Here is a 22,538-nt window from a genome sequence, read left to right on the forward strand (position 1 = left end):
GTGTCAATAGACTCTATGCGCTCTGTGCGGTATTGTGGATAATTTCGGTTTGCTTCCGAATTGATTCCATGTGGATAATCTTGTAGATCTCTTCCACTAGTTCAGGATACAAGCCTAATTTTTTACCCAATTCCGTACGTGTTTGCAGGATTTCTTTCCAACGCTCAGGTTGGAATAACGTTACGTTGTTGTCGCGCTTGTATTCAGCAAGCCGTTCAACCAGTGCCATACGAGCAGCCAGCATTTCGACAATCTGACGGTCTACGTTATCAATGCTACGTCGCGATTGTTCGGTAAAGCCTTGAAATTCTAAATTTTGCGATTCCACCTGGCGGATTTCCAGATGATCGAGCATTTCTCCGAAAGCCGCAGGCGTCAGCTGTTGAGCCGCATCACTCCATGCTTTATCAGGATCAATGTGCGATTCAACAATCAGACCGTCGTAGTTGAGGTCCATTGCCATTTGAGCCAGCTCATTCAGGTAAGCCCGTTTTCCGGCCATATGGCTCGGGTCACCGATGATTGGCAATTGAGGGAAAATTGATTTCAACTCAATGGCCATCTGCCACATTGGTACGTTACGGTACTTGCTTGCTTCGCCCGTAGCAAACCCACGGTGGATAGCACCCAGTTTGTTAATGCCAGCACCAGCAAGCCGCTCGAAAGCACCCACCCATAACGCTAAATCTGGGTTAACTGGGTTTTTGACCAGAACTGGTACATCAACCCCCCGCAGAGCATCCGCAATTTCCTGTACGTTAAATGGGTTTACAGTCGTACGTGCACCAATCCATAGAATATCAACGCCATATTTCAGGGCTAACTCAATATGCTCTGGGGTCGCAACTTCAACGGCAAACGGCAAACCCGTTTCTGCTTTTGCCCGCTGAAGCCATGGCAAAGCGGCTTCTCCCATGCCTTCAAAGCTACCTGGGCGGGTACGGGGCTTCCAAACGCCAGCCCGAATAACATGTACTGCGTCCAGTTCTTTTAACTGGCGGGCAGTCTCTACTAACTGATCTTCCGTCTCGGCGCTGCATGGGCCAGCGATGATCAGAGGCTTGCCGTTGGTCTCAATCCACGATCCAAGCGGCTCTACGGCTAATTCTACTTTCATACTATACGCTTAATCTGCGAGTAACACCTTTACTCTATGGGGAACTTTCGATGCAAATTTATGGTATATTTGCAGAAGGAACCAGCTGTATGTCAAGCTAGTTCCTTCATTTGTCTAAAACTAATATAGTTTGTTACGTAGGTTGCCTCGGCATTTTTAACCTATTGACCGAAATTTCGTTATATATTTCGGTCGTGTTAGCCGACACGAACCTATGCTATACATGCAGCACCGTCAGAACGGAGCACTGATATGTCAAACCGAAGTAATGTAATGCCGGAGACCGTTGAACGGTTCAAAGGCTCATTCCAGGCCGAAGATCGCAAGAACGATAAAAAGCCTGTCTCTTTCGAGGACACTTCGATTGCTTTTTCTTCCCAGTCGAATGCCAAACTCAGAAAGACTTACTGGTTATTTGCGTTGATGAATAGAGGATGGCTGGTAAATTTAGGTACTTTTTTCATAAAGATTGCCCTTCGACTTCATCTTCCCATTAAATTCCTCATAAAAAACACAATTTTTGAACAATTCTGTGGGGGAGAGAGTATACGGGATTCTGAAAAAACCATCCAAGAACTTCATACTGTTCACATTGGAACAATCCTGGACTATTCAGTTGAAGGAGAAGGTTCAGAGAAAAGTTTCGACGAAACAGCGCAGGAAATCCTTCGAACCATTGAGCGAGCCAGTGAGTCTGACGATATTCCATTTTCTGTTTTTAAGGTCACTGGCCTAGCGTCGACTGAGCTTTTAGAAGCAGTTCAGATAGGAGATTCACTTAATAAAGAGCAAAAAGCGCAGTTTGATCGGGTTTTGAAGCGCGTCGATATGCTGTGCCGTCGAGCTTATGAACGTAATGTTCGGATCTTTATTGACGCTGAAGAAAGCTGGATTCAGGATACGATTGATACGTTGGCTTACGAAATGATGGATCGCTATAATCACGAGCGGCCTGTTGTGTATAATACGTATCAGATGTATCGATGGGAAAGCCTGGATCGCCTGCACCGGGATGTTAATGAGGCCCACGCAAAAGGCTATTTTATCGGTGTTAAGCTGGTACGTGGTGCTTATTTGGAGAAAGAACGATTACGTTCTCACGAAGAAGAATATCAGGACCCAATTCAGGCAACTAAAGAAGATACAGATCGTGACTTCAATGCTGCTATTGATTTTTGTCTGGAAAACAGAGACGTAGTATCGTTCTGTCTGGGCACACACAATGAATACAGCTGCCAATACTGTGTTCAGAAGATGAAGATGTTAGGAATCGAATCGGCTGATCCACATATTTATTTTGCCCAATTACTCGGAATGAGCGATAACATCTCTTATAATCTGGCTAATTCGGGCTATAATGTAGCCAAATACGTCCCTTATGGGCCCGTAGAAGCGGTAATGCCTTATCTATTTCGGCGGGCGGAAGAAAATAAATCGATTGCTGGACAAAGCAGCCGGGAATTTGTGCTGGTGAGCGATGAGCTGAAGCGTCGGAAAGGCTGTAAATAGTGATTTGCATGGTGTTTGCCAGGCTTTCCTGGTTTTATAACGGCACAGTAGCAATCTGTGCCTACATTTTTTATGATTAAGAAAAGTCCTTTAAAGTTTTTCCTGTTAACCCTGCTTTTAATTGCTATTGACCAGGGCGTAAAATTAGCCGTTCATTTTTACATGGCTCCCGGCTTTGCGGGCCAGATCAAGCTAATTGGAGACTGGCTGAAGCTGCACTACGTACTGAATCCAGGTATGGCATTTGGAATGCAGCTAGGGTATGAATACGGGAAACTACTGTTGAGTGTTTTTCGATTGTTTGCCATGGTTGGGATTGGTTACTACTTAGTTCATCTGGCTCACCGAGGAGCTCCTGATGGGCTTCTGTGGGCAATGGCTATGATCCTGGCAGGGGCGGTCGGAAATGTTATCGACAGTACGTTTTATGGGGTTTTTCTGGAGAATGCACCCTATGGCTCACCCACTCCGTGGTTTCATGGGCAAGTGATCGACATGGTATTTGTGGACATTTGGGAGGGTTTTATTCCTGATTGGGTACCGATTTGGGGGGGGCAGTACTATTCAACGCCTATTTTTAATATTGCCGACTCCTGCATTTTTATTGGTGTTTGCATTATTCTCATTTTCCAGCGTCGGTTTTTTGGAGGTTATGCTGTTGAAGATGCCCTACTGCCAACGAATGGCCCTGATGCCACACAAGCTGAGGTTTTACCCATGGCTGAGCTCAAGGACGATGAACCAGCGGAAACGGGCATAAACACTGTCGACAATCAATCTGCTGATGAGCCCGCAAATGAATTGACGGATTCTTCAACGGATGAGAAGGAATCGATCATTACAGACAGCCAGAAAGAACGCGATTGATCTGTTATTGTCGTACAAAAGAAATGCGGTGAGAGAGTTTCTCACCGCATTTCTTTTGTATAGACCTCTAAGCATTATTGCTACGTTATTGAGGTTCTTCTAAAGGCGTAAAATCTTTAAATGTTCGCTTGACGGCTTTATCGGAGGCTTCTTTTTTGCTTTGCCAGTTCGCGTCAAGTTCAAGAGCAACTAAACCACTCAGGCTCATAGCAACCCGGAAGTCATCTAGCTTTTTGATAAACTCGTTGCTTCTACGGGCTAATTTTAACGAGAACTCTCGGGCAAATACATCGCCTTTGTTCTGAAGTTCAGCCTTTTTGCCTAGTACGTAGTTGTACCGATCCATAAGGTCTTTCATCGATTTACCGATAACTTCTGTGGCTTCAAGCGTACCCATCGTCAACACGGCTGTTCCACCCACAGCAGAAATTATACGTTGCTGATCAGGTTTGCCTGAGGTTACAGCGGGCGAAATGCCTGTGACGGCACCTAACGAAGCGTTTGCTACAGAGCGATTACGTTTACCACCTTTCGCGCGCTTATAATCATGTTTGAGCTGTTCCTCCTTTTCTCCTAGTTGCTCAACCAGTCCCCAGGCTTGTACGAGTGCTTGCCGATACAGTGTATACAGATAACGGTCTTTTTCAAACTCATTAACTGTGTTGAGGATGGTGAATGTAATTCGCTTTTCTTCTCTGTTTTTTGCTCTGTCGAGGGCGTAAAACGTAATCTGGACATTTAACGAGTCGTAAGGATCCTTAACAAAATCGTATCCCGGCTGCCAGATAAACTCGAACTGATTATCGGTGTTTTTGACTAATGCCGTTTTAGGAATTTGCTGATTGTCGGACAAGAAGCCGAAAGTCGCTACGTCATCTTCACCGTTAGGGTCGTATAAATAGAATTTGAGATCGACAGTGGCATTTTCTCTTATTTTGTAATGCGTAGCCTGAGGGATCACCGAAATTATTGGTGGTAGATCCATTTCGGTTACCTGCACCTTAAGCCGGGCTTTAGTACGGGTTTTAGCTGGCTGATCCTCTACCCAGAACTCTATATATTGTGGATTCTGCTTGAGTTTATTAAACTGAGTTAAGGACAGTGTCCAGGTTAGCTCACCTTGTGAAGTAAGCTTACTGCCTTCCGGCATCTGATCGGCAATGGGAATAAATGTTATGGGATCTCCATCATCGTCATGAACTACGTTAGGATCTACTTTATACGTATTCTGCGTTCGGTAGCTTACGTAGAAAGGCTGAAGATCACCCACCGTTGGTGGGCGATTAACGTGTAGCACTTTAAAATCAACCGTGCGAGAAACAGATTGTCCTCGTTGATTTTGGGCTTCAAACGTTACAGAATAGGTTTTAGCTGTCTGGATACGATCAGCCAGATCGAAACCTGGAGTCCAACTGAAATGGCCCAGCGAATCAAGATGCATTCCCTCCTGTTTATCATTTCCAAACGAATAGCTGATCGTATCCGTCAGGGGGGCATTCGTTTTTAAGTCAAATCGTACAGTATGGCCTTCGGATACAACATTCCAGTCTGATTGAGTTGGAAATAAAATTTGTAATGATTTAAAATCTTGCGCGTGACTACAAACAACTGTAATTAGTATGAGCACCCACGCTATGGCACCGGCATTTCGGTTCATATGCAACAACTAAGAGGTGGTCTGTCTTGAAAAACGTAAAAGTAAGGCTAAGATTTTCGTCTGGCTGCTTAATCGTATCAGTTTTACCATTTTTCTTTGCTAAATACTGATTTTAGCTATTAATAATTATATTCTTCTCGGGCAAAATGCTTGCCATTCTATAATCTCTTCAAGAAAAAAGCCGCCCTCATGTAATGAAGGGCGGCTATAAATTTTTATAAAAAACTATGCTTAGTTTTTCTTCGGCGTTGCTGCACCTGAACCTGCATTGGCTGGTTTTGGTGCATTGGCATTAGCCGCTGGCGTTGCCGCTTTAGCAGGGTCGATGCCAAGTTTTTTCAAGACAAGCTCAGTAATATTATTCTCTTCGGGAGCTACCAGCAAAATAGGCGTAGTATTGGCTCCTGCATCCAGATTGAACACATAAGTGTAACCATTATCTTTGGCCACCGCGTCAATTGCTTTTTGAATTTTCTGGACAACAGGGTTCACCAACTGGCCATATTTGGTTTGCAGGGATTGCTCTGCCGAACGGCCAAATTCCTGAATCCGGGACTGTAGCGTTTGTAGCTCCGTTTCCCGGTCTTTCCGAATGACGTCTGTCATTTGAGCAGCTCCTTTTTCGTAGGCCCCATATTTGTCTTCCAGCTCTTTCTGCATCCGCTTCAGTTCGTTTTCAGACTGCGTACGCTGAATGGTCAACTGGTTTTGGATATCTTTAGCCTCTGGCGTTTGACCGAGAATATAGTCGATGTTGGTATAGCCTAACTTCAGCGGGCCTGCTGCGGTTGTGGTCGGAGCTGCTGTTGTTTGAGCTTGTGCCTGTGCATTCAGACCTCCTACTAAAAGGGCAGCCGCGAACGCCATGACGAGTTTTTTGTTCATTTTAGTTTACTAGTTTGTACTACTTCGGTTTTGTGGTTGTTTTATTATCTAGACTACTGTTGGCAGGTGATCCTGGCGTATTGGATGTTGCCGTTGGTTTATTTTGTTTATTGGCTGAATCTAAACCGAGTTCTTCCATAACGTAGTCCGTATAGTCATGGCGTGGATTAGTGTATAGCATCACAAAATCAGAAGCTTTGTCAAAGACAAATTCTAATTTTTTCTGCGTAGCAACTTTTTCAATTGCCCGGTTAATTAATTCCATCGGCGCTTTCATCAGCTCTTTCTTTTTTTCGAAGAGCAAACCCTGATAGCCGAACACTTTGTTATTATACTCCCGAGCTTCTCGTTCCTTATCGATCAGAACTCGTTGCCGTTCACGTTTCATATCTTCAGTAAGCAGGATTTCTTCCGCCTGATATGCTTTCTGCAGCTTTTCTATTTCGACATATTTATCCTGAATATCTTTCGACCACTTATCGGCGAATTTGTCAATTTCGCTCAAGGCTTTTTGATATTCGGGCATCTTGCCCAGAATAAATTCAGAATCAACGTAACCGAACTTTTGCGCTCGTGCTGGAATATTGATACAAATAGCGCACAAAAGTACGAAAAAAAGGCCCTTTTTCATTGTAAGCCGATCAATTTTTACGCGAAGTAATTGATTGTCAATTATTGATGCCGAGCTGGTGGTTAGATGAATAATACACAGAGAAGTTTAATGAGTCTTTCTATGTCATTAACAGCTCAGTTGCTTACCGGCAGCCGTGGTCTATAGATAACGATCAGATTTTATGAATCTTATCTACTAGTTCTGCCTTCGCCAGATTGACAGGATCACAAAGCCGACGAAGGCAGAACTAGGTTTATCTAAACTGTTGACCAATTGTAAAGTGGAATTGGCCAGACGCTTTGTCTTTTATTCCTGGAATCTTATCGAAACCATAACCATAGTCAATACCGATTAACCCAAAGGCTGGCATAAAGATACGAGCACCAAAACCGGCCGATCGCTTCAGATCAAAAGGATTGTACTGTTTGTAGCTCGCCCAGTTATTACCCGCTTCCAGGAAGGTGAGGACGAAAATGGTAGCCGATGGGTTCAGCGATACAGGATAACGTAGCTCTGCAACGAATTTGTTGTATACAACTCCACCCTGGCTCCGCGCGTTGCCTACTGGAACACGGTCGTAATCGGCGGTGTAAACACTACGGTCATCGTAACCACGCAAACCGATAATGTCTTGAGCCAGCGCGAATTGGCCTTGTCCTGCCAGTCCTGAACCACCCAGTACAAATCGTTCGAAAGGACCAATTTCAGTACGCTTGTTATAGCTACCCAAAAAGCCCATGTGAGCGCGGGTATTTAAAACTAACTTACCGAATACAGTCTGGAACCAGCTGGCGTCGAACATCCATTTGTGGTATTCAACAAATTTGTATTTGTTCTCAGGCTTCTCTGATACGGTTGTTGTCCGGAATGCTGAATAAGGTGGAGTAAACGATCCACTCAATGAGAACGATGAACCTGAACGTGGGAACTGTGGGTTATCAATACTGTTTCTGGAAAGAGTTGTATTGAACGTAAAGTTGTTCGAGATCCCATTGCTATAACCGATGTAGAATAAATCGAGGTTATTCAGATCATATCGCTGATAGGATAACGAATGCGTTAGTGAGAAATAGTCATCCGGAACTTTCAACTGACGCCCTAAACCGATGGTAATCGCTGTATTGGTGTAAGAACCTGTTGGTGTTCTACCCCGCAAAGGCTGATACATACTATAGGGGTTGCTGGCGTCGAAGAACGATTTATAGACCGTATGACTGGCACTGACAGAGAGCGCATTCGGTTTCCGGCCACCTAGCCATGGTTCGGTAAATGACAATGAGTATACCTGATACTGGCTACCATTGGCCTGGAAACGTAACTGAACGCGTTGTCCATCGCCGGCTGGTAAAGGACGCCATGCGCTGAAATTAGGAATGTTACGTGCCGAGAAATTGTTGAAGGTTAACCCCAGCGTACCAACGAAGCCAACGTAGCCACCCCAACCACCCGACAGTTCAATTTGGTCAGACGGTTTTTCTTCAACACTATATTCGATATCTACCGTACCATCGTTTTGGGGAACTGGGTTGATGCCAATTTTTTCGGGATCGAAATAACCCAGCGTTGATAATTCACGCTGCGTACGGATAAGGTTTGTTTTGGAGAACTTCTGGCCGGGTAATGTCCGTATTGAACGCATCACCACGTGATCACTGGTTTTCGTATTCCCGTTCAGAATGACGCGGTTTATAGTAGCCTGTTTTCCTTCAAAAATACGTATCTCTAAGTCGATAGAGTCGCCATCAATGCTTTTTTCAATAGGTTGCGCATTGTAATACAAGTAGCCATCGTCCATATACAGCGAACTCAAATCCTGCCCTGGATTGCCGTTCAGCTTTTTCTCAAGGTCTTCAGGATTGTATACGTCGCCTTTTGTAACACCTAAAACCTCGCGTAATCGGGCAGCCGGGTACAGATAGTTACCTGAAAAATCGACGTTCCGATAGTAATACTTATGCCCCTCATTGAGCGCCATATTGAGCGTTATCGTATTATCGCTGTTATGAATGATGGTATCACTTTCAATCGCAGCGTCCCGATATCCTAGTTTGTTATAATACGCGATAAGTTTCTGCTTATCTTCTTCGTATTTCTTAGGAACAAATTTCGACGGGGTAAATAAGCGACCGAACCGTTTTTCTTTGGTGCTTTTTAGCTTAAGCCGCACTGCCGACTCGTCCAGTTCATTCAGATTTTCGAATGAAATTTTTGCAATTTTGACTTTACTGCCTTTATCGACCAAAACCCGCATGGTAGCGTTATTGCGGGCGCTGTCGGGTATCGTCGTGATTTTAACTTTTGTATTGAGATAGCCTTTGTCGACAAAGAATTTACGAACAGCCATCTGGGTGTTTTTTGTAATTGTAGTGGTTACAATCTTACCCAGGTTTAGCTTCACTTTATCTTTTAGCTGGTCCTGTTCGCCTTTTTTGACTCCAAGGAAATTAACTCTGTAAAGGCGAGGTCTTTCCTGAACTTTAAACATCAACGAAACCTTGCCCTCCCCGGCATGAGTAGCAAATAACTCTACGTTATCTAGCAGGCCCGAATCCATTAACTTACGGACAGAGGAGCCTACAGGTTCGCCAGGAATTCGAATCTTGTCTCCCATTTTGAGACCTGCCAGCGAAACAAGAGAATTTGGATCAAGATACCGAGTGCCTGTTACGCTAAGGCCGACAATCTCGTATTCTTTTGGGCTGGCATAATTGAGCAGATCATCATTGTTGGCCGGTGTGTCAGTTCCCCGACCAACTCCTACGCGTACCTGTGCCTGTAACGTAGCAGGGTAAATGATAATGAGCATTAAAATAGCTCCCAGTATGCGTTTTATACGGTGTTCCAAGTGGATTGTATACGTTTGAGTCCTTCAGTTTAAGCGAGGGTGTATGGCTACGAACCGAAAACTTTATTTAACTAGTTGCTCGCTAATCTTGCCAAAACGGCGTTCGCGTTGCTGATAATTTAAAATTGCCTCGTATAAGTGTTTCCTACGGAAATCAGGCCATAATACGTCCGGCATATAAAGTTCTGAATACGCTAACTGCCAAAGCATAAAATTGCTGATTCGCATTTCTCCGCTGGTACGTATCATCAACTCTGGATCAGGTATACCATCTGTTGACAGATAATGGCTGAACAGAGTCTCATCAATATCGCTCGTTGCCAACCGGCCATCGCGCACTTCCGTAGCAATTTGTCGGGCGGCTTCCAGAATTTCCCATCGTCCGCTATAACTCAATGCCAGAACGAGCGTTAACCCTGTATTGCCTGCTGTTTCGCGAATTGCTTCCGCAAGTTCATGCTGGCAGTCGGTTGGCAGGCTTTCTGTTTTGCCAATGGTTGTTAGACGCACGTTATTGTTCATAAGGGTTTTTATTTCACCCCGAATGGTATGAACCAGCAACGTCATGAGTGCATCCACTTCATATTTAGGTCGATTCCAGTTTTCGGTTGAAAATGCATACAGCGTAAGAAACTTAACGCCTAGCTCGGCACAGCCCTCTGTTACCTCACGCACAGCCTTAATGGCATTCCGGTGGCCAAATACCCGGGCAGCTCCCTGCCGCTTCGCCCAACGTCCGTTTCCGTCCATGATAACGGCTATGTGTTGAGGCAGATTGCTCGGGTCAATGAGTTCTTTCATCCCAATAGGGGAGTTTTAACATTAATTAAGAATCAATCCTACAAAAATACCTAATTCCCCTAAACTATTCACCAGTACAGGGATTTAGATTTTCTCAGAGAGGAATCTATTCGTCAAACGAAAGGAAAAAAAATCGCCTGGCGTAGCTTTTTGCAACGGCCAGGCGAATAAGCTTAGGCTAGGCATGTGGCTTTATTTTTAAGATAGCCCACACGCCTTATAGGAAGCAAACGATTCTCAAACTAGGCTAGCTATGTTGTAACTGTTTTACGACCAGGTCGTATTCCGCGATCATAGCCTGGCATTGTAAATGGATCAGGTTGATACGCTGGCGCATCTGTCGGGATATAGCCTGCTTGGCAGGGGAGGGAGCTAGCACTGGTTGCTTATGGAAAACATCATCCAATTCTTTGGCCGAAATCAGACGGCTAGTGATAATGGATTCGTAAAGGCGTTTCTTACCAAGCAGCTCCTGTTGCTGGTTATTGCTCATGGGAATACTAGCTTATGCCCGGCCTGGCTGACTGGTTAATGTAATGTACTGCGAAAGAAGTTGCTTGCGCAGATGTTGTTCTACTTCCAGGCTTTCGGCGGCCGATATGGCCATTACACGCAGGGTTTTGTTGGAAGGTTGTTTTTTTATTTCAGCAAGCGATTGGTGCAAAGCCGCAATCGTTACGTCTGACTGGCGTAGCCTGTATTCAAGTGCCAATTTTTGTTGCTGAATGTTTTGAGGAGTAGTCAGTAGAGCCATACTAAGTGTGGAAATTGCTAGTGTTGCTCTGTAAAAATAATCTAAATAGTTAGAAATTTTAATGTTTGAATGAATAAATGATACTTTTTGATGCAGCAATTTCATGCCTGATGGCTGTAAGGTATTATTAATCAGAATTTAATATAGATTAAAAAAAGATAAAAAGTTTATGTTGGCTGTTAACAAATAGAATATATATTCGCTCAGTTTTATGTAAATTACTGAAACTGGTAACTCTACAGTTCCACCTGTTGTCCAATGCTTTAAACATATCAAGCCTATCAAGAGTGAGTAATCCGGTATATTATAAGGGGTTCGTTATCAAGGCAGAAGCTACCGCTCTTTATCAGTGGGATAATGAGCAGAATATATGTCTGGAAACCAAGGCCAGAACTGCTTATAAAATTATAGATGATAGCTCCGGGTTGATATACGGCGTAAAACATTCCCTCACTTCGGCTCAGAAAACCATCGATATCAACGGTAAACGATGGAAAATCGACAAATCGATTTAACTCGCCTGTTATCATATGAAACCTGCTATTGATCAATTCAAAATACTGAGTTGAAGAGCTTCCCTATATCCGCAGCGGAATAACTCAACTAGCTTCGTAGATGAGATGGCAACGCATGGCGCTCGCAAGTTTATAGTATACGAGGCATATTAAATAAGTTTCATATACTGGAATTTGGCTAGTTTTTCTATGATTGAGCGCTTATTTTTTGCACAGCAACTAAATAAGTGCGTAGTTCGCCAAATGTCCTTCAAAGAGGATATACGTCAAGGGGTGGTAACCGCTCGGTTATCTCCCTTGAATGGTGTGGATAGTAGTGGAAAGCCGCCCTGATATTCGGGGTGGCTTTTTTGTGATTTAACAAGCATGCGGCAAAGGAAAATCGATTCGGCTAAACGGAATTTAGACTTGCATACGATACGTATATACTATCATTATATTTGCTGCTGGGAAACATAACGTAGATCGGTACGTTCTACGGACACAGATCAGTTATTTTATTGTTACCAGAATGACAAACTATTTTGCGCCACTATTGAGCAGACTATCTGTTCTGGGTCTATTGTTGGTACTCTCATTCAGTTGTACGAATCGTGATAATACGGTTGCCGATCCGAAAACGATAACAGATCAAATTCTGGAAGACAAACAATTCGGTATCTTACGCGCAGCTATGACCTATGCCGAAGCAGGCGATGCGCTTAAAGCAGCCAATATTACGTTCTTTGCCCCTAATGATGCAGCGTTTCAAAATTCGGGATTGACCGAAGCGGCTATCCGCTCTTTACCGAAAGAGCAGGTAAAAAATATGCTTTTGTATCACGTACTCTACAGCCCGGTTTCTTTATCGACAATCCCTACTGAAGTCAACACCGTTCAGACGGCGAGCCAGGGAGTAGCTTATCTGAATAATGCTGGAGCAGGAACCGTGTATATCAACAATGCCAAAGTGACCCAGCCCGATGTAAAGGCAGCTAATGGCGTCATTCATATTATCGATCATGTACTGACACCGTCATCGGGCTCTTTGTTAGCGACTATTCAGAGTAATTCCACATTCACGTTTCTGGCGGCTGCCTTAAAACGCATAAGTACTGTAAACCCATCTCTGATTGCTACGCTTAGTAATACGACCTCGGCTAATCCAATTACCATATTTGCCCCTACCGATGATGCCTTTATTGCGTCGGGCTATACGAGTATAGCTTCCATCGAAGCCATTTCGTCACAGACCTTGTCTTCCTTGCTCACGTACCACATGCTGGCGGGGGCTACATTTAGTTATCAGTTTCAATCGGGGTCTGTCAATACGTTATTAACCAATAATAGACTTACCTTAGTTGTCACAAATGGGGTTGTTGTTATCAAAGGCAATAAAAACCCAACCACTGCTATGATCCGAAAAGCTGATCAGCCAGCTACGAACGGAGTGATTCATAGCATTGACCAGGTATTACAACCGTAAATGCTACCTTATTAGCCAATTTTTTATGTGGGCCAGACTGCTATTAGTGCTGGGAATTCTTATTGTTGTTGCCATTTTAGTAGCAATTATTATTGGGTATAGGATTTCTGCTCCCCGCTATAGCGGCCCCATCAGCGACCATTTTGATGGTAAGGAATTTTATAACCTGAACGGCGCAAAGGCTAAAGGGTTTCGGGAGGTGATCGGCTGGACGTTAAATCGCCAGCAGGGACCCTGGCCAGCCTACCATACTAATCCACCGGAGCCTCCTCCGCCTACAACAGTGACTGGTAAAACCGTTCGTGTGACGTTTATTAATCATTCGACAGTATTGTTGCAGTTTGACGGTTTAAACGTACTGACCGATCCTATCTATTACGAACGTACCAGCCCGTTTCAATTTGCTGGCCCGAAACGCAACAACCCGCCCGGCGTTCGTTTTGAGGATTTGCCTAAAATTGATGTGCTGCTATTGAGTCATAATCACTGGGATCATTTGGATATTGGAACGGTTCAGAAACTCTATGAGCGCGATCATCCGAAAATTGTCTGTACGTTAGGTGTAAAAGCATTTCTGGAAGAAAACGGCTGTCATAACAGCCATGAAATGGATTGGCGTCAGTCGGTTTCCATTAATGATAGCACTACCATTCATTGTGTGCCAGCTCAACATTTTTCCGGACGTGGTATTTTTGACCGGAACGCTACCCTTTGGGCTGGCTACATAATTGAGAGCAAAGTGGCCGGAAAGCTTTATTTTGCCGGCGATACGGGTTATGGCCCTTACCTAAAAGAACTGGGAAATCAGTTTGGTCCCTTGCGGTTAGCGTTGATTCCAATAGGCGCTTATAAGCCGCCCTGGTTTATGTCGCCAATTCATTGTTCGCCAGCTGAGGCTGTGCAGATCCATGAAGACGTAAAATCGATGCAAAGTGTTGCTATTCACTTTGGTACGTTCCCATTGGCCGACGATGGTGCTGCGGAACCCGTTGAGGAACTAAGCAAAGCATTAGCCGCTAAAAATATATTGCCCGAACGCTTTCAGGCGTTGACAGTAGGGGGAAGTTTAGTACTCAATTGAAAAAAATGTTCTTTCATCCCAACGCTACGCCACAGTTTAGGGTCAGTAAGCGTATTAGTTAGTATCTTTTTTGTTAATCCAATTTCATGCGAACGCTTCATTTTATCATTTTCAGTTGCCTGCTACTCGGCGGATTGACCTCTTGTATGAATCAAAACGTTGATCCATCAAACGAAAAATTCGCGCAAAACGATGCCGATATTAAAAAATATGTTGAAACGAAAGGGTTGAGCGGTACTACTACTTCGTCGGGCTTATACTACGCTCTTACGTCTGCTAACCCGACCGCAGAGAAAGCAACGATAGGAGAGGAAGTAGAATTTACCTACAAGTCATATAACCTGAACGATGTATTTATCGATAGTACGGTAACGGGTAAACCTGTTTACTACCCACTGGGCATCAATACGATTCTGGCTGGACTGGAAGAAGGGTTAAGTTTAATGCGGGAAGGCGAAAAAGCTACGCTTCTGATTCCATCCTATCTAGCCTATGGTAGTAACGCTCCGAATGCAAACTTGCCCGCCTATTCGGTAGTACGCTTTGATGTACAGTTAGTTAAATCACGTGACGAAAACCAGCAGATTCAACAGTATATAGCTGCTAAAAAAATAACGGTTACCGATTCGTCATCTACTGGCCTTCGTATTTCTAAAACAGTGAGCAATACGGCAGGGGCTCAGGTTACTTCCGGACAGACAGTCACGATTAAATATATAGGGCGGACACTCCGGGCGTCAATGCCTTTTGATAGTACCGGAAGCGGTACGTTTGACGCTGTACTCGGACAAAGCCGATACGTAAAAGGCTTCGAAGAAGGGTTGTTGAAAATGCGGGTTGGCGAGTCGGCTACGATTATATTTCCTTCGACAAGTGGGTATGGTAAAGAAGGTCGTCTCAGTGGCAATCAGTACATAATCCCCCCATATGCTCCGCTGCGATTTGACCTGCAGGTAATCTCAGCAAAATAGATAACGTAGTAAGAATGGGCTAAATTTTGAAAGTCCTTCTACGTAAGTTGTCATTTCTTTTGATAGAAAGTTTACTTAGGCTTACCCGTTAACGGGTAAGCCTTTTTTTATTCAAAATCGCTAATAATCAGCCGATTATTGGTAAATATACTTATTCTGTATGTAATAAATACTGTCCATATGTTTGTCTGTTATGTGTCGATCGATTAGAATAATATTCTATATTGCGCGATTATTAACAAATAAAACTTATGTATAACAGCAATTACATGAATCGTTTTGCAGTTAGTGTTGCCATTTGGATGGTTACATTTACTGCTGTTTTAGCTCAAGGTATACGAGGGAAAATTACTGATGCCATCACGAAGGCTGCCATCCCAGGCGCTACTGTTGCCGTTGTTAACGGGAATAATGGTGCCACGACCGATGGCAATGGAGAATATACATTAAAGTTGAATCCGGGTAGCTATACAATACGGGTGAGCTTTGTTGGCTATGCTACGCAGACTGTTACTGTAAATGTGAAAGAAACAGAAACAGTTAATGTCGCCCTTTCAGAGTCAACGGCTGCTTTGTCGGAGGTGATCGTTACGGGAACACGAAGTGCTGGTCGGGTAAAGACAGAAAGCCCTGTACCGGTTGACGTAATCAGTGTGCAACAACTAACGACACAGGCGCCCCAGAATAACCTAAACCAGATTCTGAACGTAGTGGCTCCTTCGTTTACCTCGAATACGACGACTGTTGCCGATGGAACGGACCATATCGACCCTGCCCAGTTAAGAGGGCTTGGTCCCGATCAGGTGCTGGTGTTGCTCAATAGCAAACGTCGCCATACCTCGTCGCTGGTCAACGTAAATGGTACACCGGGGCGTGGATCGGTTGGCACTGACCTCAATGCTATTCCTGCTTTTGCTATTGATCGCATTGAAGTGTTACGTGATGGGGCAGCTGCTCAGTATGGTTCTGATGCTATTGCCGGTATCATCAACGTAAAAATGAAAGAATCAACTGGTAAACTAGCTTTATCAGTATATGGTGGTGGTAACTTCTCACAAGGCTCCAACAATTTCAAAGGGGGCGTCGACGGTGGCAATGTTCAGGTCGATGCTAACTATGGCGTCCGAATCGGGAAAGCGGGTTTTATCAACTTCACTGGATCGGCTCAGATGCGAAATTATACAAGCCGTGCTATGCCGACTACGGCAAGCTTGTTTAATCGCTATAATGCCATTGAGTATAGAGTATTACAGGCAGGCGGCAACGTAAATACCTTACCGACTAACATTGCTGGCATTAAACAGGGGGCATTGGGTGTAACGTACTTCGATCAGGCGACACAGGCGAGCATTGCCGGTGCCAATAGTATTGCTGATTTACGGACAATTCTGGCGACCGACGTAACCGATAACGAACTGGCCGCACGTGGATTGACCCGTGGCGATTTTTCAATGCGTGTTGGTCAGTCAAATTTAAGAAGTCTTCAGTTTTTCGTGAACTCAGCCATTCCGATCAACGAAAACCACGAGTTTTATGCGTTCGGGGGCTATGGCCAACGGAAGGGCGATGCCGCCGGTTTTTATCGGAATCCGAATCAGGAACGTACTTACACGGGTATTTTTATCAATGGCTTTCTGCCCGAAATTCATTCGACAATTAAGGATGGATCATTTGCTGCTGGTTTCCGTGGTAAGCTGGGTTCGTTTAACTATGACCTAAGCAACACGTATGGCTCGAACATTTTCGATTATGGCGTAGAAAATACAGTCAATGCTACGATGCTCGATAAGTCGCCAACCGTGTTCAAAGCGGGTGGACTGCATTTTACACAAAACACAATCAATCTTGATCTGAGTCGTAAGTTCGATGCGCTGGCGGGATTTAACCTGGCGTTTGGTGCGGAAGGGCGGTTTGAAACGTACCGTATCAGAGCTGGTGATGAAAACTCGTGGGCTCGTTACGATGTAAATGGAGCTGTGATTACTACGTCGACGCAAACGGCTCCATCCGATTTCTTTGGGCGTGCCCGGCCGGGTGGATCGCAGGTGTTCCCTGGCTTCCGTCCTGAAAACCAGCGCGAAACCCAGAATGCCAACCGTCAGAGCATGGCTCTCTATGCAGATGGTGAGTTAGACGTAACGAACAGATGGTTAGTAGAAGGAGCTATTCGCTTCGAAAACTATTCGGACTTCGGTAGCACGACTAATTTTAAACTGGCAACACGCTATAAACTGACTGATAATATCAACATTCGTGGGGCCGCTTCAACGGGTTTCCGGGCACCGTCGCTCGCTCAGATCTACTTCAACTCGACATCAACGCAGTTTGTAGGGGGCGTACCGTTTGAAGTTGGTACGTTCAACAACGCGTCGAGAGCTGCCGAGTTACTGGGCATTCCGAAGCTGAAGCAAGAAGAGTCGAGAAGCCTTAGCGCTGGTTTTACCGCTAAAGTACCAGGTGCTAACTTAACGATTACGGCCGATGGCTATTTCATCAAGATTAAAGATCGGGTTGTGTTGACCGACCAATTCTCGCGGCCAAGTGGTACGGTTACTGGCTCTGCTCTGGTATTACAACAACTGTTTGATCAGGCGAATGCAACCGCTGCTACGTTCTTTGCCAATGCTATCGATACCGAATCGAAAGGGATCGACATTGTATTGTCGCACAAGGCTACGTTTGGCGGAGGAGCTGTACTACGTAGCGATTTAGCCGGTACAGTGTCGCAAACCAAGCAGGTCGGAGATATTAAAGCATCGAAGATTCTGGCCGACAATGGACAGATTAACCGGTACTATTCAGAAATGTCGCGGGTGTATTTGCAGGAGGCTGTTCCTCGCGTAAAATTCAACCTGAGCAATACGTTAACGCTGAACAAATTCGATTTCTTCCTACGTAACGTTTATTTCGGTAAAGTGACCGATCCAAACACTGTTGACGTGAATGGCGATGGTATGATAGGCGCTATCGTGGTTAACGGACAGGTGGTTGAAAATGAGCACCCGGTCTGGGGGGCGCGGGTAATCACTGATCTATCGGTTGGTTATCAGGTTATTCCAGCTCTGAAAGTAGTAGTAGGCGCCAACAACCTGTTCGATATCTATCCAGATAAAAACTTTGGCCCAGTGTCGGCAAAAAGACCGACAGGCGTAGATGCAAGTGGCAACGTCGTTTATTCGGCAACTCCTTCGACTGTAGATCTATCGAACGCGAACCAGTTTATCTATTCCCGGAATACGTCTCAGTTTGGTATGAACGGCCGATTCCTGTTTGCTCGCCTGAACTTTACGTTCTAATAAAGTAGCCTGGACGTCCACGTCCGGGTGGTAGTAATAAATTCGTTAAACTATTACTACCACCCGGACGTGGACGTCCAGGCTACATTTGTTATTTCGGTGCCATGCGAATAGCACCATCCAGACGAATTACTTCGCCGTTCAGCATTGGATTTTCGATAATGCTTTTGACTAGTTGGGCGTATTCCGATGGTCGGCCCAGGCGCGACGGAAACGGTACCTGCTGACCGAGTGATAAGCGTGCTTCTTCGGGTAAGCCAGCCAGTAGTGGCGTTTCGAATAAGCCGGGAGCAATGGTCATAACGCGGATTCCCGAACGGGCGAGGTCGCGGGCAATGGGCAGTGTCATCCCAACAATACCACCTTTCGAAGCAGAATAAGCAGCCTGTCCAATCTGACCGTCATAAGCTGCTACCGATGCTGTGTTTATGATAACTCCCCGTTCTCCTTCGAATGGTCCATCGCTACCGTTAGGCTCATTATGTTCCATTGCCAGGGCCGCCAGACGAATCACATTGAAGGTACCGATCAGGTTTATAGAAACTACTTTCTGAAAAACGGCCAGCGAGTGAGCGCCGTAAACACCATCTACTTTGCCAACTGTTTTGCGAGCTTCGGCTACACCCGCGCAATTGACATTGATGTGTAAACCACCAAACGTTTCCACTGCCAGATTGACAGCTGCCTGAACATCCCCTTCGTCGGTTACATTCGCCCTGATAAATCGTGTTGATGGACCAAGTTCGTCGGCGAGTGCCTGGCCACGTTCGTCGTTAAGGTCAACGATAACAACATTAGCACCGTTGGCGGCCAGTAGTCGGGTAGTCGCTTCGCCCAGCCCGGAGGCTCCTCCAGTAACCAGGGCTGTTGATGAATTTAGTAGCATACATCAATCACTGTTTAGGGACAGAACTTTATAAGATTGCCATCAGCTCTTTCCAATGCCGGATGTCGTAAGTGGGCTGATCCTCAACTAATACGCCCTGTGGATTATAAAAAACGGTATCCATATTAACGCTTTTTGCGCCTAGTATGTCTGCTTCATAATTATCGCCGATCATGATGCTTTCTGATACGTTGGTACCACTGATCTCCATGGCGTACTGAAAAACCAGTGGGTTTGGTTTTTTCGCGCTTGCCGTCTCGCTGGTAATGACGTGGGTGAAGTAATGCGCGATTTCGGAGCTATCGAGCTTAATTGCCTGAATTTCGGCAAAACCGTTAGTAATGATATGCATCGTATAACGACCTTTCAGATAATCGAGCACTTCGCGGGCCGAATCGAGCAAATGCGGCTTTCTGGGAAGCAGACGGAGATACTCGACATTCAGGTCGGCATGTACGGCCGATTCGTCGACGCCCAACGATTGGAAAACGAGCGGAAACCGGTGCTGCCTGATATAACTATGCTCGATCAGGTTTTTGTCGTAATCAGCCCACAGCTTTCGGTTTATGGTAATAAAATGATGGCTAAACGCTTCGGCTGATGGAATCCCGACATCGGCAAGGTTGAACGTTTCGTACAGTTCAGCAATCGACTCAGCGGAGTTTCTGTCAAAATCCCATAACGTATGATCCAGATCGAAAAAAAGGTGTTTGTACATACCGTTGGTTGGCCAGTTTGGCTGGTCGGCCGGGGCCTAATAGTTTAAGGTTAGTCGTTCAACCGGTTTGTCATTGACCAGATGGCTATCGACAATTTCGTCAACATCCGACAGTTGTACATTCCCGTAATACGTGCCTTCCGGATAAACAACCAGGGCTGGGCCAAACGCACAGGCATCGAGGCAACCCGTTCGCTGAGCGCGCATTTCCTTTAACAAACCCCGTTCGGCCAGAGCGGCTTTGAACGCATCGACCAGCTCATTGCCATGTGCTTCTCCACACGACTTTTTGGGAGAAGGCTTTTGATTATTGCAGATAAAAACGTGCTTTTTGTATTTCATTGCTTCTTATTAATAGATTCACAAAGGTACGTAATGAATCTGAGTAGGAGCTTTAAAGTTCTGTGTCTCTATCGTAGGCTATGACTCAATAAGTAACCCGCCTGTTCACAACGAGGTGTGAGCAGAGCGGGTTCTGTGCCGTTACGTTGGCAGCGTATACGCTTACGATTTTTTGGTAGTTTCTTTCGACGTAGCAATCGGTTTCTTAACGCCTGAAGCCGATTTGGGCTTAGCCGATGGATTTTGCTGGGTCATGGTAACAGGGTCCCAGTACACGACTTTCTTCTCGAAATAACTTTCGTTGCAGGCAAGTACGGGGGCAGCAGCGCGGAAGCCAAATACGGGATCCTCGATGGTACCCTGACTACCCTGACGAACATTATCGAAGAAGTTGGCGAAGTGCTTGGCGTGAGCATCGTCGTTTTTCGGGGCCTCAAATTTGATTTCCTTGACGGGTTCGGCCGTACGTGTCTCAGGTGGATACTGAGCGTCGTATTGTTTCACAAATTCCTGCTTAACAGGTTCTGTAAACGTAAAGAAACTATCGTAGCCGTCGTAGCCCGGAGCTGCAGGTAATTTCTTTTTGGTCATGATCAGGTTATCTTCCGAGAACTCGATTTGTCCTTCGCTGCCGATAATACGGGTTACGTTGCTGATTTTGCCCGCATTGGCAAAATTGACCCGTAGAACCATCTGAAAGGCGTCGTGCTGATCGGTTTTCGGATAATCCATAATACACGACATCACATCTGGTACGTCGCGACCATCTTTCCAGTAGGCCAGATTCCCGGACGAGTAAATACGAGTTGGCCCCATCGTATTGGTTACGTAGTGAACGCCCGTAATAAGGTGAATGAATAAATCACCGGCTACACCCGTACCATAATCTTTGTAGTTCCGCCAGCGGAAGAATCGTTTGGCATCGAAGGGCCTTTTGGGGGCATCGCCCAGAAACCGATCCCAGTCGAGTGTTTGGGTAGATGCATCGGGCGGAATGGAATATTGCCAGGCGCCGATAGCACTGAACCGATCGCTGTTGGATTCGATATAGTTGATCGGCCCAATTTCTCCGGCTTCGACCAGACGTTTCGCTTCCTGAAACGAGGCACTGCTGATACGCTGGCTGCCTACCTGCATGGTTTTACCTGATTTCTTCCAGGCATCTATAACCGCTTTCCCTTCATTGAGGTGCTGGACCATTGGTTTTTCGCAGTACACGTTCTTACCTGCTTTCAGTGCCGCAATCGTAATATGATCGTGCCAGTGGTCGGGCGTAACAACCAGAACGGCATCAATATCGGGTTTAGCCAGAATTTCGCGGTAATCGCGGGTGGTAAACAACGACCGATCTTTGCCGAAAGCCGTTTTGGCATGCTCAAGCCGACCATCGTATAAATCGGCAACGGCTACCAACTCCACGCCTGGGTTTCGCAGGGCGGCATTGGTATCGAAATTTCCCTGAATGCCCATACCAATCGTTGCGAACCGAATTTTATCGTTTGGGCTGATTTTCTTCAGATTGGGAATGTAAGCAGGCGCGACGCCAAACGGTTTGGCGAGTCCCTGAGTTGCTACAAGTGCTGAAGCCGCCGACAGGCTCTTGATAAATGTTCGTCGGTTGGATTGCATGAAAGGAGAGATTTACACGTGTAGTTCGAAAAGCGAATCTACTCCCAGATTTACCCGCGATCCCGCCAATCAGCGCTTTATTTAGCCAACTAAGTTTATAGAATCTATTCTGTAGAAAAGGCCATAGTTGACCTAAGCCATTTTCTACAGAATAGCTTGATGAACAAGAAGCTATTTCTCGAACTGCACGGCCACCCACTGTCGATCGGTTGGTACCTGATGTGTAGCGTTCCAGACAAACATGGCACGTTCGAGCGCTACGTTCAACTGACGTTTCGTGTGCGTACGCGCTACGTTCAGTTTGCAGTGTACGGTTTCCTCATAGATCAACTTCTGATCGTTCGTATAAAAACGAACCAGGCAGTTCCGGCTTTTAGGCTGCGATTCTACAACCCAAAAACCTTCGCGGGGAGCCAGTGAGTTGGTGCTGGTCTGAGCCTGTGCCGATAACGAAGCAGTTAAACATAAAATGGCCACAATAGCTGTGCGGAGGGGTGTGATCGTGTTCATTGTCGTATCGTTGTGTTTTTGGTTGGTAATAACATAGTGTGATTCATTGATAACTGAATCAAAAGTAGAAACTGAAT

General features: G+C 45.4%; 20 protein-coding genes. 7 read left to right on the forward strand and 13 right to left on the reverse strand.

Annotation, left to right across the window (positions count from 1 at the left end; genetic code table 11):
- Positions 1-13 precede the first annotated feature (13 nt).
- Positions 14-1,117, reverse strand: coding sequence for a chorismate mutase (locus tag GK108_RS23680; protein WP_163953850.1), 1,104 nt, complete (start codon positions 1,115-1,117; stop codon positions 14-16).
- 273 nt (positions 1,118-1,390) lie between these two features.
- Between GK108_RS23680 and GK108_RS23685 the strand changes: the two genes are divergently transcribed.
- Together GK108_RS23685 and GK108_RS23690 are read left to right on the forward strand one after the other, a co-directional pair.
- Positions 1,391-2,626, forward strand: coding sequence for a proline dehydrogenase family protein (locus GK108_RS23685; protein ID WP_163954121.1), 1,236 nt, complete (start codon positions 1,391-1,393; stop codon positions 2,624-2,626).
- Positions 2,627-2,698: 72 nt separating this feature from the next.
- Positions 2,699-3,493: a lipoprotein signal peptidase gene (locus tag GK108_RS23690; RefSeq protein WP_163953852.1), complete on the forward strand. Its 795-nt coding sequence runs from the start codon at positions 2,699-2,701 to the stop codon at positions 3,491-3,493.
- An 85-nt stretch (positions 3,494-3,578) separates the two neighbouring features.
- Here GK108_RS23690 and GK108_RS23695 read toward each other — a convergent pair whose 3' ends face one another.
- The 7 genes from GK108_RS23695 to GK108_RS23725 all read right to left on the reverse strand — a co-directional run bounded on the left by GK108_RS23695 (position 3,579) and on the right by GK108_RS23725 (position 11,048).
- Positions 3,579-5,150 (reverse strand): hypothetical protein, encoded by a 1,572-nt coding sequence (locus tag GK108_RS23695; protein WP_163953856.1) that lies wholly within the window; start codon positions 5,148-5,150, stop codon positions 3,579-3,581.
- 231 nt (positions 5,151-5,381) lie between these two features.
- Complete coding sequence (locus tag GK108_RS23700) at positions 5,382-6,035, reverse strand: OmpH family outer membrane protein (RefSeq protein WP_163953858.1); 654 nt, start codon at positions 6,033-6,035, stop codon at positions 5,382-5,384.
- Between the two features lie 19 nt (positions 6,036-6,054).
- Complete coding sequence (locus tag GK108_RS23705) at positions 6,055-6,666, reverse strand: OmpH family outer membrane protein (RefSeq protein ID WP_163953860.1); 612 nt, start codon at positions 6,664-6,666, stop codon at positions 6,055-6,057.
- Positions 6,667-6,901: 235 nt separating this feature from the next.
- Entirely contained in the window at positions 6,902-9,493 is a 2,592-nt protein-coding gene (bamA, locus tag GK108_RS23710; protein WP_163953862.1) for an outer membrane protein assembly factor BamA, read from the reverse strand.
- Between the two features lie 63 nt (positions 9,494-9,556).
- Entirely contained in the window at positions 9,557-10,294 is a 738-nt protein-coding gene (locus tag GK108_RS23715) for an isoprenyl transferase (protein ID WP_163953865.1), read from the reverse strand.
- 247 nt (positions 10,295-10,541) lie between these two features.
- Positions 10,542-10,787 (reverse strand): hypothetical protein, encoded by a 246-nt coding sequence (locus GK108_RS23720; protein WP_163953867.1) that lies wholly within the window; start codon positions 10,785-10,787, stop codon positions 10,542-10,544.
- Positions 10,788-10,799: 12 nt separating this feature from the next.
- Positions 10,800-11,048, reverse strand: a complete 249-nt coding sequence (locus GK108_RS23725) for a hypothetical protein (protein WP_163953869.1) — start codon at positions 11,046-11,048, stop codon at positions 10,800-10,802.
- A 287-nt stretch (positions 11,049-11,335) separates the two neighbouring features.
- On the opposite strand from GK108_RS23725, the gene GK108_RS23730 reads away from it, so the two are divergent.
- The 5 genes from GK108_RS23730 to GK108_RS23750 all read left to right on the forward strand — a co-directional run bounded on the left by GK108_RS23730 (position 11,336) and on the right by GK108_RS23750 (position 18,376).
- Positions 11,336-11,563: a hypothetical protein gene (locus GK108_RS23730; protein WP_163953871.1), complete on the forward strand. Its 228-nt coding sequence runs from the start codon at positions 11,336-11,338 to the stop codon at positions 11,561-11,563.
- Between the two features lie 511 nt (positions 11,564-12,074).
- Positions 12,075-13,028, forward strand: coding sequence for a fasciclin domain-containing protein (locus GK108_RS23735; protein ID WP_163953874.1), 954 nt, complete (start codon positions 12,075-12,077; stop codon positions 13,026-13,028).
- A gap of 25 nt (positions 13,029-13,053) precedes the next feature.
- Positions 13,054-14,109 (forward strand): MBL fold metallo-hydrolase, encoded by a 1,056-nt coding sequence (locus tag GK108_RS23740; protein ID WP_163953876.1) that lies wholly within the window; start codon positions 13,054-13,056, stop codon positions 14,107-14,109.
- 86 nt (positions 14,110-14,195) lie between these two features.
- Positions 14,196-15,080, forward strand: coding sequence for an FKBP-type peptidyl-prolyl cis-trans isomerase (locus GK108_RS23745; RefSeq protein WP_163953878.1), 885 nt, complete (start codon positions 14,196-14,198; stop codon positions 15,078-15,080).
- 269 nt (positions 15,081-15,349) lie between these two features.
- The gene (locus tag GK108_RS23750; protein WP_246225129.1) at positions 15,350-18,376 is read left to right on the forward strand and encodes a TonB-dependent receptor; all 3,027 of its coding nucleotides are present in this window, start codon (positions 15,350-15,352) and stop codon (positions 18,374-18,376) included.
- Between the two features lie 91 nt (positions 18,377-18,467).
- On the opposite strand, the gene GK108_RS23755 is transcribed toward GK108_RS23750, so the two are convergent.
- The 5 genes from GK108_RS23755 to GK108_RS23775 form a co-directional block, all read right to left on the reverse strand.
- On the reverse strand, positions 18,468-19,262 hold the full coding sequence (locus tag GK108_RS23755) for a 3-hydroxyacyl-CoA dehydrogenase (protein WP_163953880.1): 795 nt from the start codon (positions 19,260-19,262) through the stop codon (positions 18,468-18,470).
- A gap of 28 nt (positions 19,263-19,290) precedes the next feature.
- Positions 19,291-19,980, reverse strand: a complete 690-nt coding sequence (locus GK108_RS23760) for a YjjG family noncanonical pyrimidine nucleotidase (protein WP_163953883.1) — start codon at positions 19,978-19,980, stop codon at positions 19,291-19,293.
- A gap of 36 nt (positions 19,981-20,016) precedes the next feature.
- Positions 20,017-20,322 carry a (2Fe-2S) ferredoxin domain-containing protein gene (locus GK108_RS23765; RefSeq protein WP_163953885.1) on the reverse strand — a complete coding sequence of 102 codons (306 nt, stop codon included), beginning with the start codon at positions 20,320-20,322 and terminating at the stop codon, positions 20,017-20,019.
- Between the two features lie 162 nt (positions 20,323-20,484).
- Positions 20,485-21,951, reverse strand: a complete 1,467-nt coding sequence (locus GK108_RS23770) for a Gfo/Idh/MocA family protein (protein WP_163953887.1) — start codon at positions 21,949-21,951, stop codon at positions 20,485-20,487.
- A gap of 171 nt (positions 21,952-22,122) precedes the next feature.
- A complete protein-coding gene (locus tag GK108_RS23775; RefSeq protein WP_163953889.1) occupies positions 22,123-22,461 on the reverse strand; it encodes a hypothetical protein in 339 nt (112 codons plus the stop codon).
- Between the last annotated feature and the right edge of the window lie 77 nt (positions 22,462-22,538).

The sequence above is a fragment of the Spirosoma terrae genome, assembly GCF_010435915.1.
In the GTDB taxonomy this organism is placed as follows: domain Bacteria; phylum Bacteroidota; class Bacteroidia; order Cytophagales; family Spirosomataceae; genus Spirosoma; species Spirosoma terrae.

Coding starts and splice junctions, on each gene's coding strand:
- GK108_RS23680 (WP_163953850.1), bottom strand. CDS start 1,117: ATGAAAGTAGAATTAGCCGTAGAGCCGCTTGGATCGTGGATTGAGACC.
- GK108_RS23685 (WP_163954121.1), top strand. CDS start 1,391: ATGCCGGAGACCGTTGAACGGTTCAAAGGCTCATTCCAGGCCGAAGAT.
- GK108_RS23690 (WP_163953852.1), top strand. CDS start 2,699: ATGATTAAGAAAAGTCCTTTAAAGTTTTTCCTGTTAACCCTGCTTTTA.
- GK108_RS23695 (WP_163953856.1), bottom strand. CDS start 5,150: ATGAACCGAAATGCCGGTGCCATAGCGTGGGTGCTCATACTAATTACA.
- GK108_RS23700 (WP_163953858.1), bottom strand. CDS start 6,035: ATGAACAAAAAACTCGTCATGGCGTTCGCGGCTGCCCTTTTAGTAGGA.
- GK108_RS23705 (WP_163953860.1), bottom strand. CDS start 6,666: ATGAAAAAGGGCCTTTTTTTCGTACTTTTGTGCGCTATTTGTATCAAT.
- GK108_RS23715 (WP_163953865.1), bottom strand. CDS start 10,294: ATGAAAGAACTCATTGACCCGAGCAATCTGCCTCAACACATAGCCGTT.
- GK108_RS23720 (WP_163953867.1), bottom strand. CDS start 10,787: ATGAGCAATAACCAGCAACAGGAGCTGCTTGGTAAGAAACGCCTTTAC.
- GK108_RS23725 (WP_163953869.1), bottom strand. CDS start 11,048: ATGGCTCTACTGACTACTCCTCAAAACATTCAGCAACAAAAATTGGCA.
- GK108_RS23735 (WP_163953874.1), top strand. CDS start 12,075: ATGACAAACTATTTTGCGCCACTATTGAGCAGACTATCTGTTCTGGGT.
- GK108_RS23740 (WP_163953876.1), top strand. CDS start 13,054: ATGTGGGCCAGACTGCTATTAGTGCTGGGAATTCTTATTGTTGTTGCC.
- GK108_RS23745 (WP_163953878.1), top strand. CDS start 14,196: ATGCGAACGCTTCATTTTATCATTTTCAGTTGCCTGCTACTCGGCGGA.
- GK108_RS23750 (WP_246225129.1), top strand. CDS start 15,350: ATGAATCGTTTTGCAGTTAGTGTTGCCATTTGGATGGTTACATTTACT.
- GK108_RS23755 (WP_163953880.1), bottom strand. CDS start 19,262: ATGCTACTAAATTCATCAACAGCCCTGGTTACTGGAGGAGCCTCCGGG.
- GK108_RS23760 (WP_163953883.1), bottom strand. CDS start 19,980: ATGTACAAACACCTTTTTTTCGATCTGGATCATACGTTATGGGATTTT.
- GK108_RS23765 (WP_163953885.1), bottom strand. CDS start 20,322: ATGAAATACAAAAAGCACGTTTTTATCTGCAATAATCAAAAGCCTTCT.
- GK108_RS23770 (WP_163953887.1), bottom strand. CDS start 21,951: ATGCAATCCAACCGACGAACATTTATCAAGAGCCTGTCGGCGGCTTCA.
- GK108_RS23775 (WP_163953889.1), bottom strand. CDS start 22,461: ATGAACACGATCACACCCCTCCGCACAGCTATTGTGGCCATTTTATGT.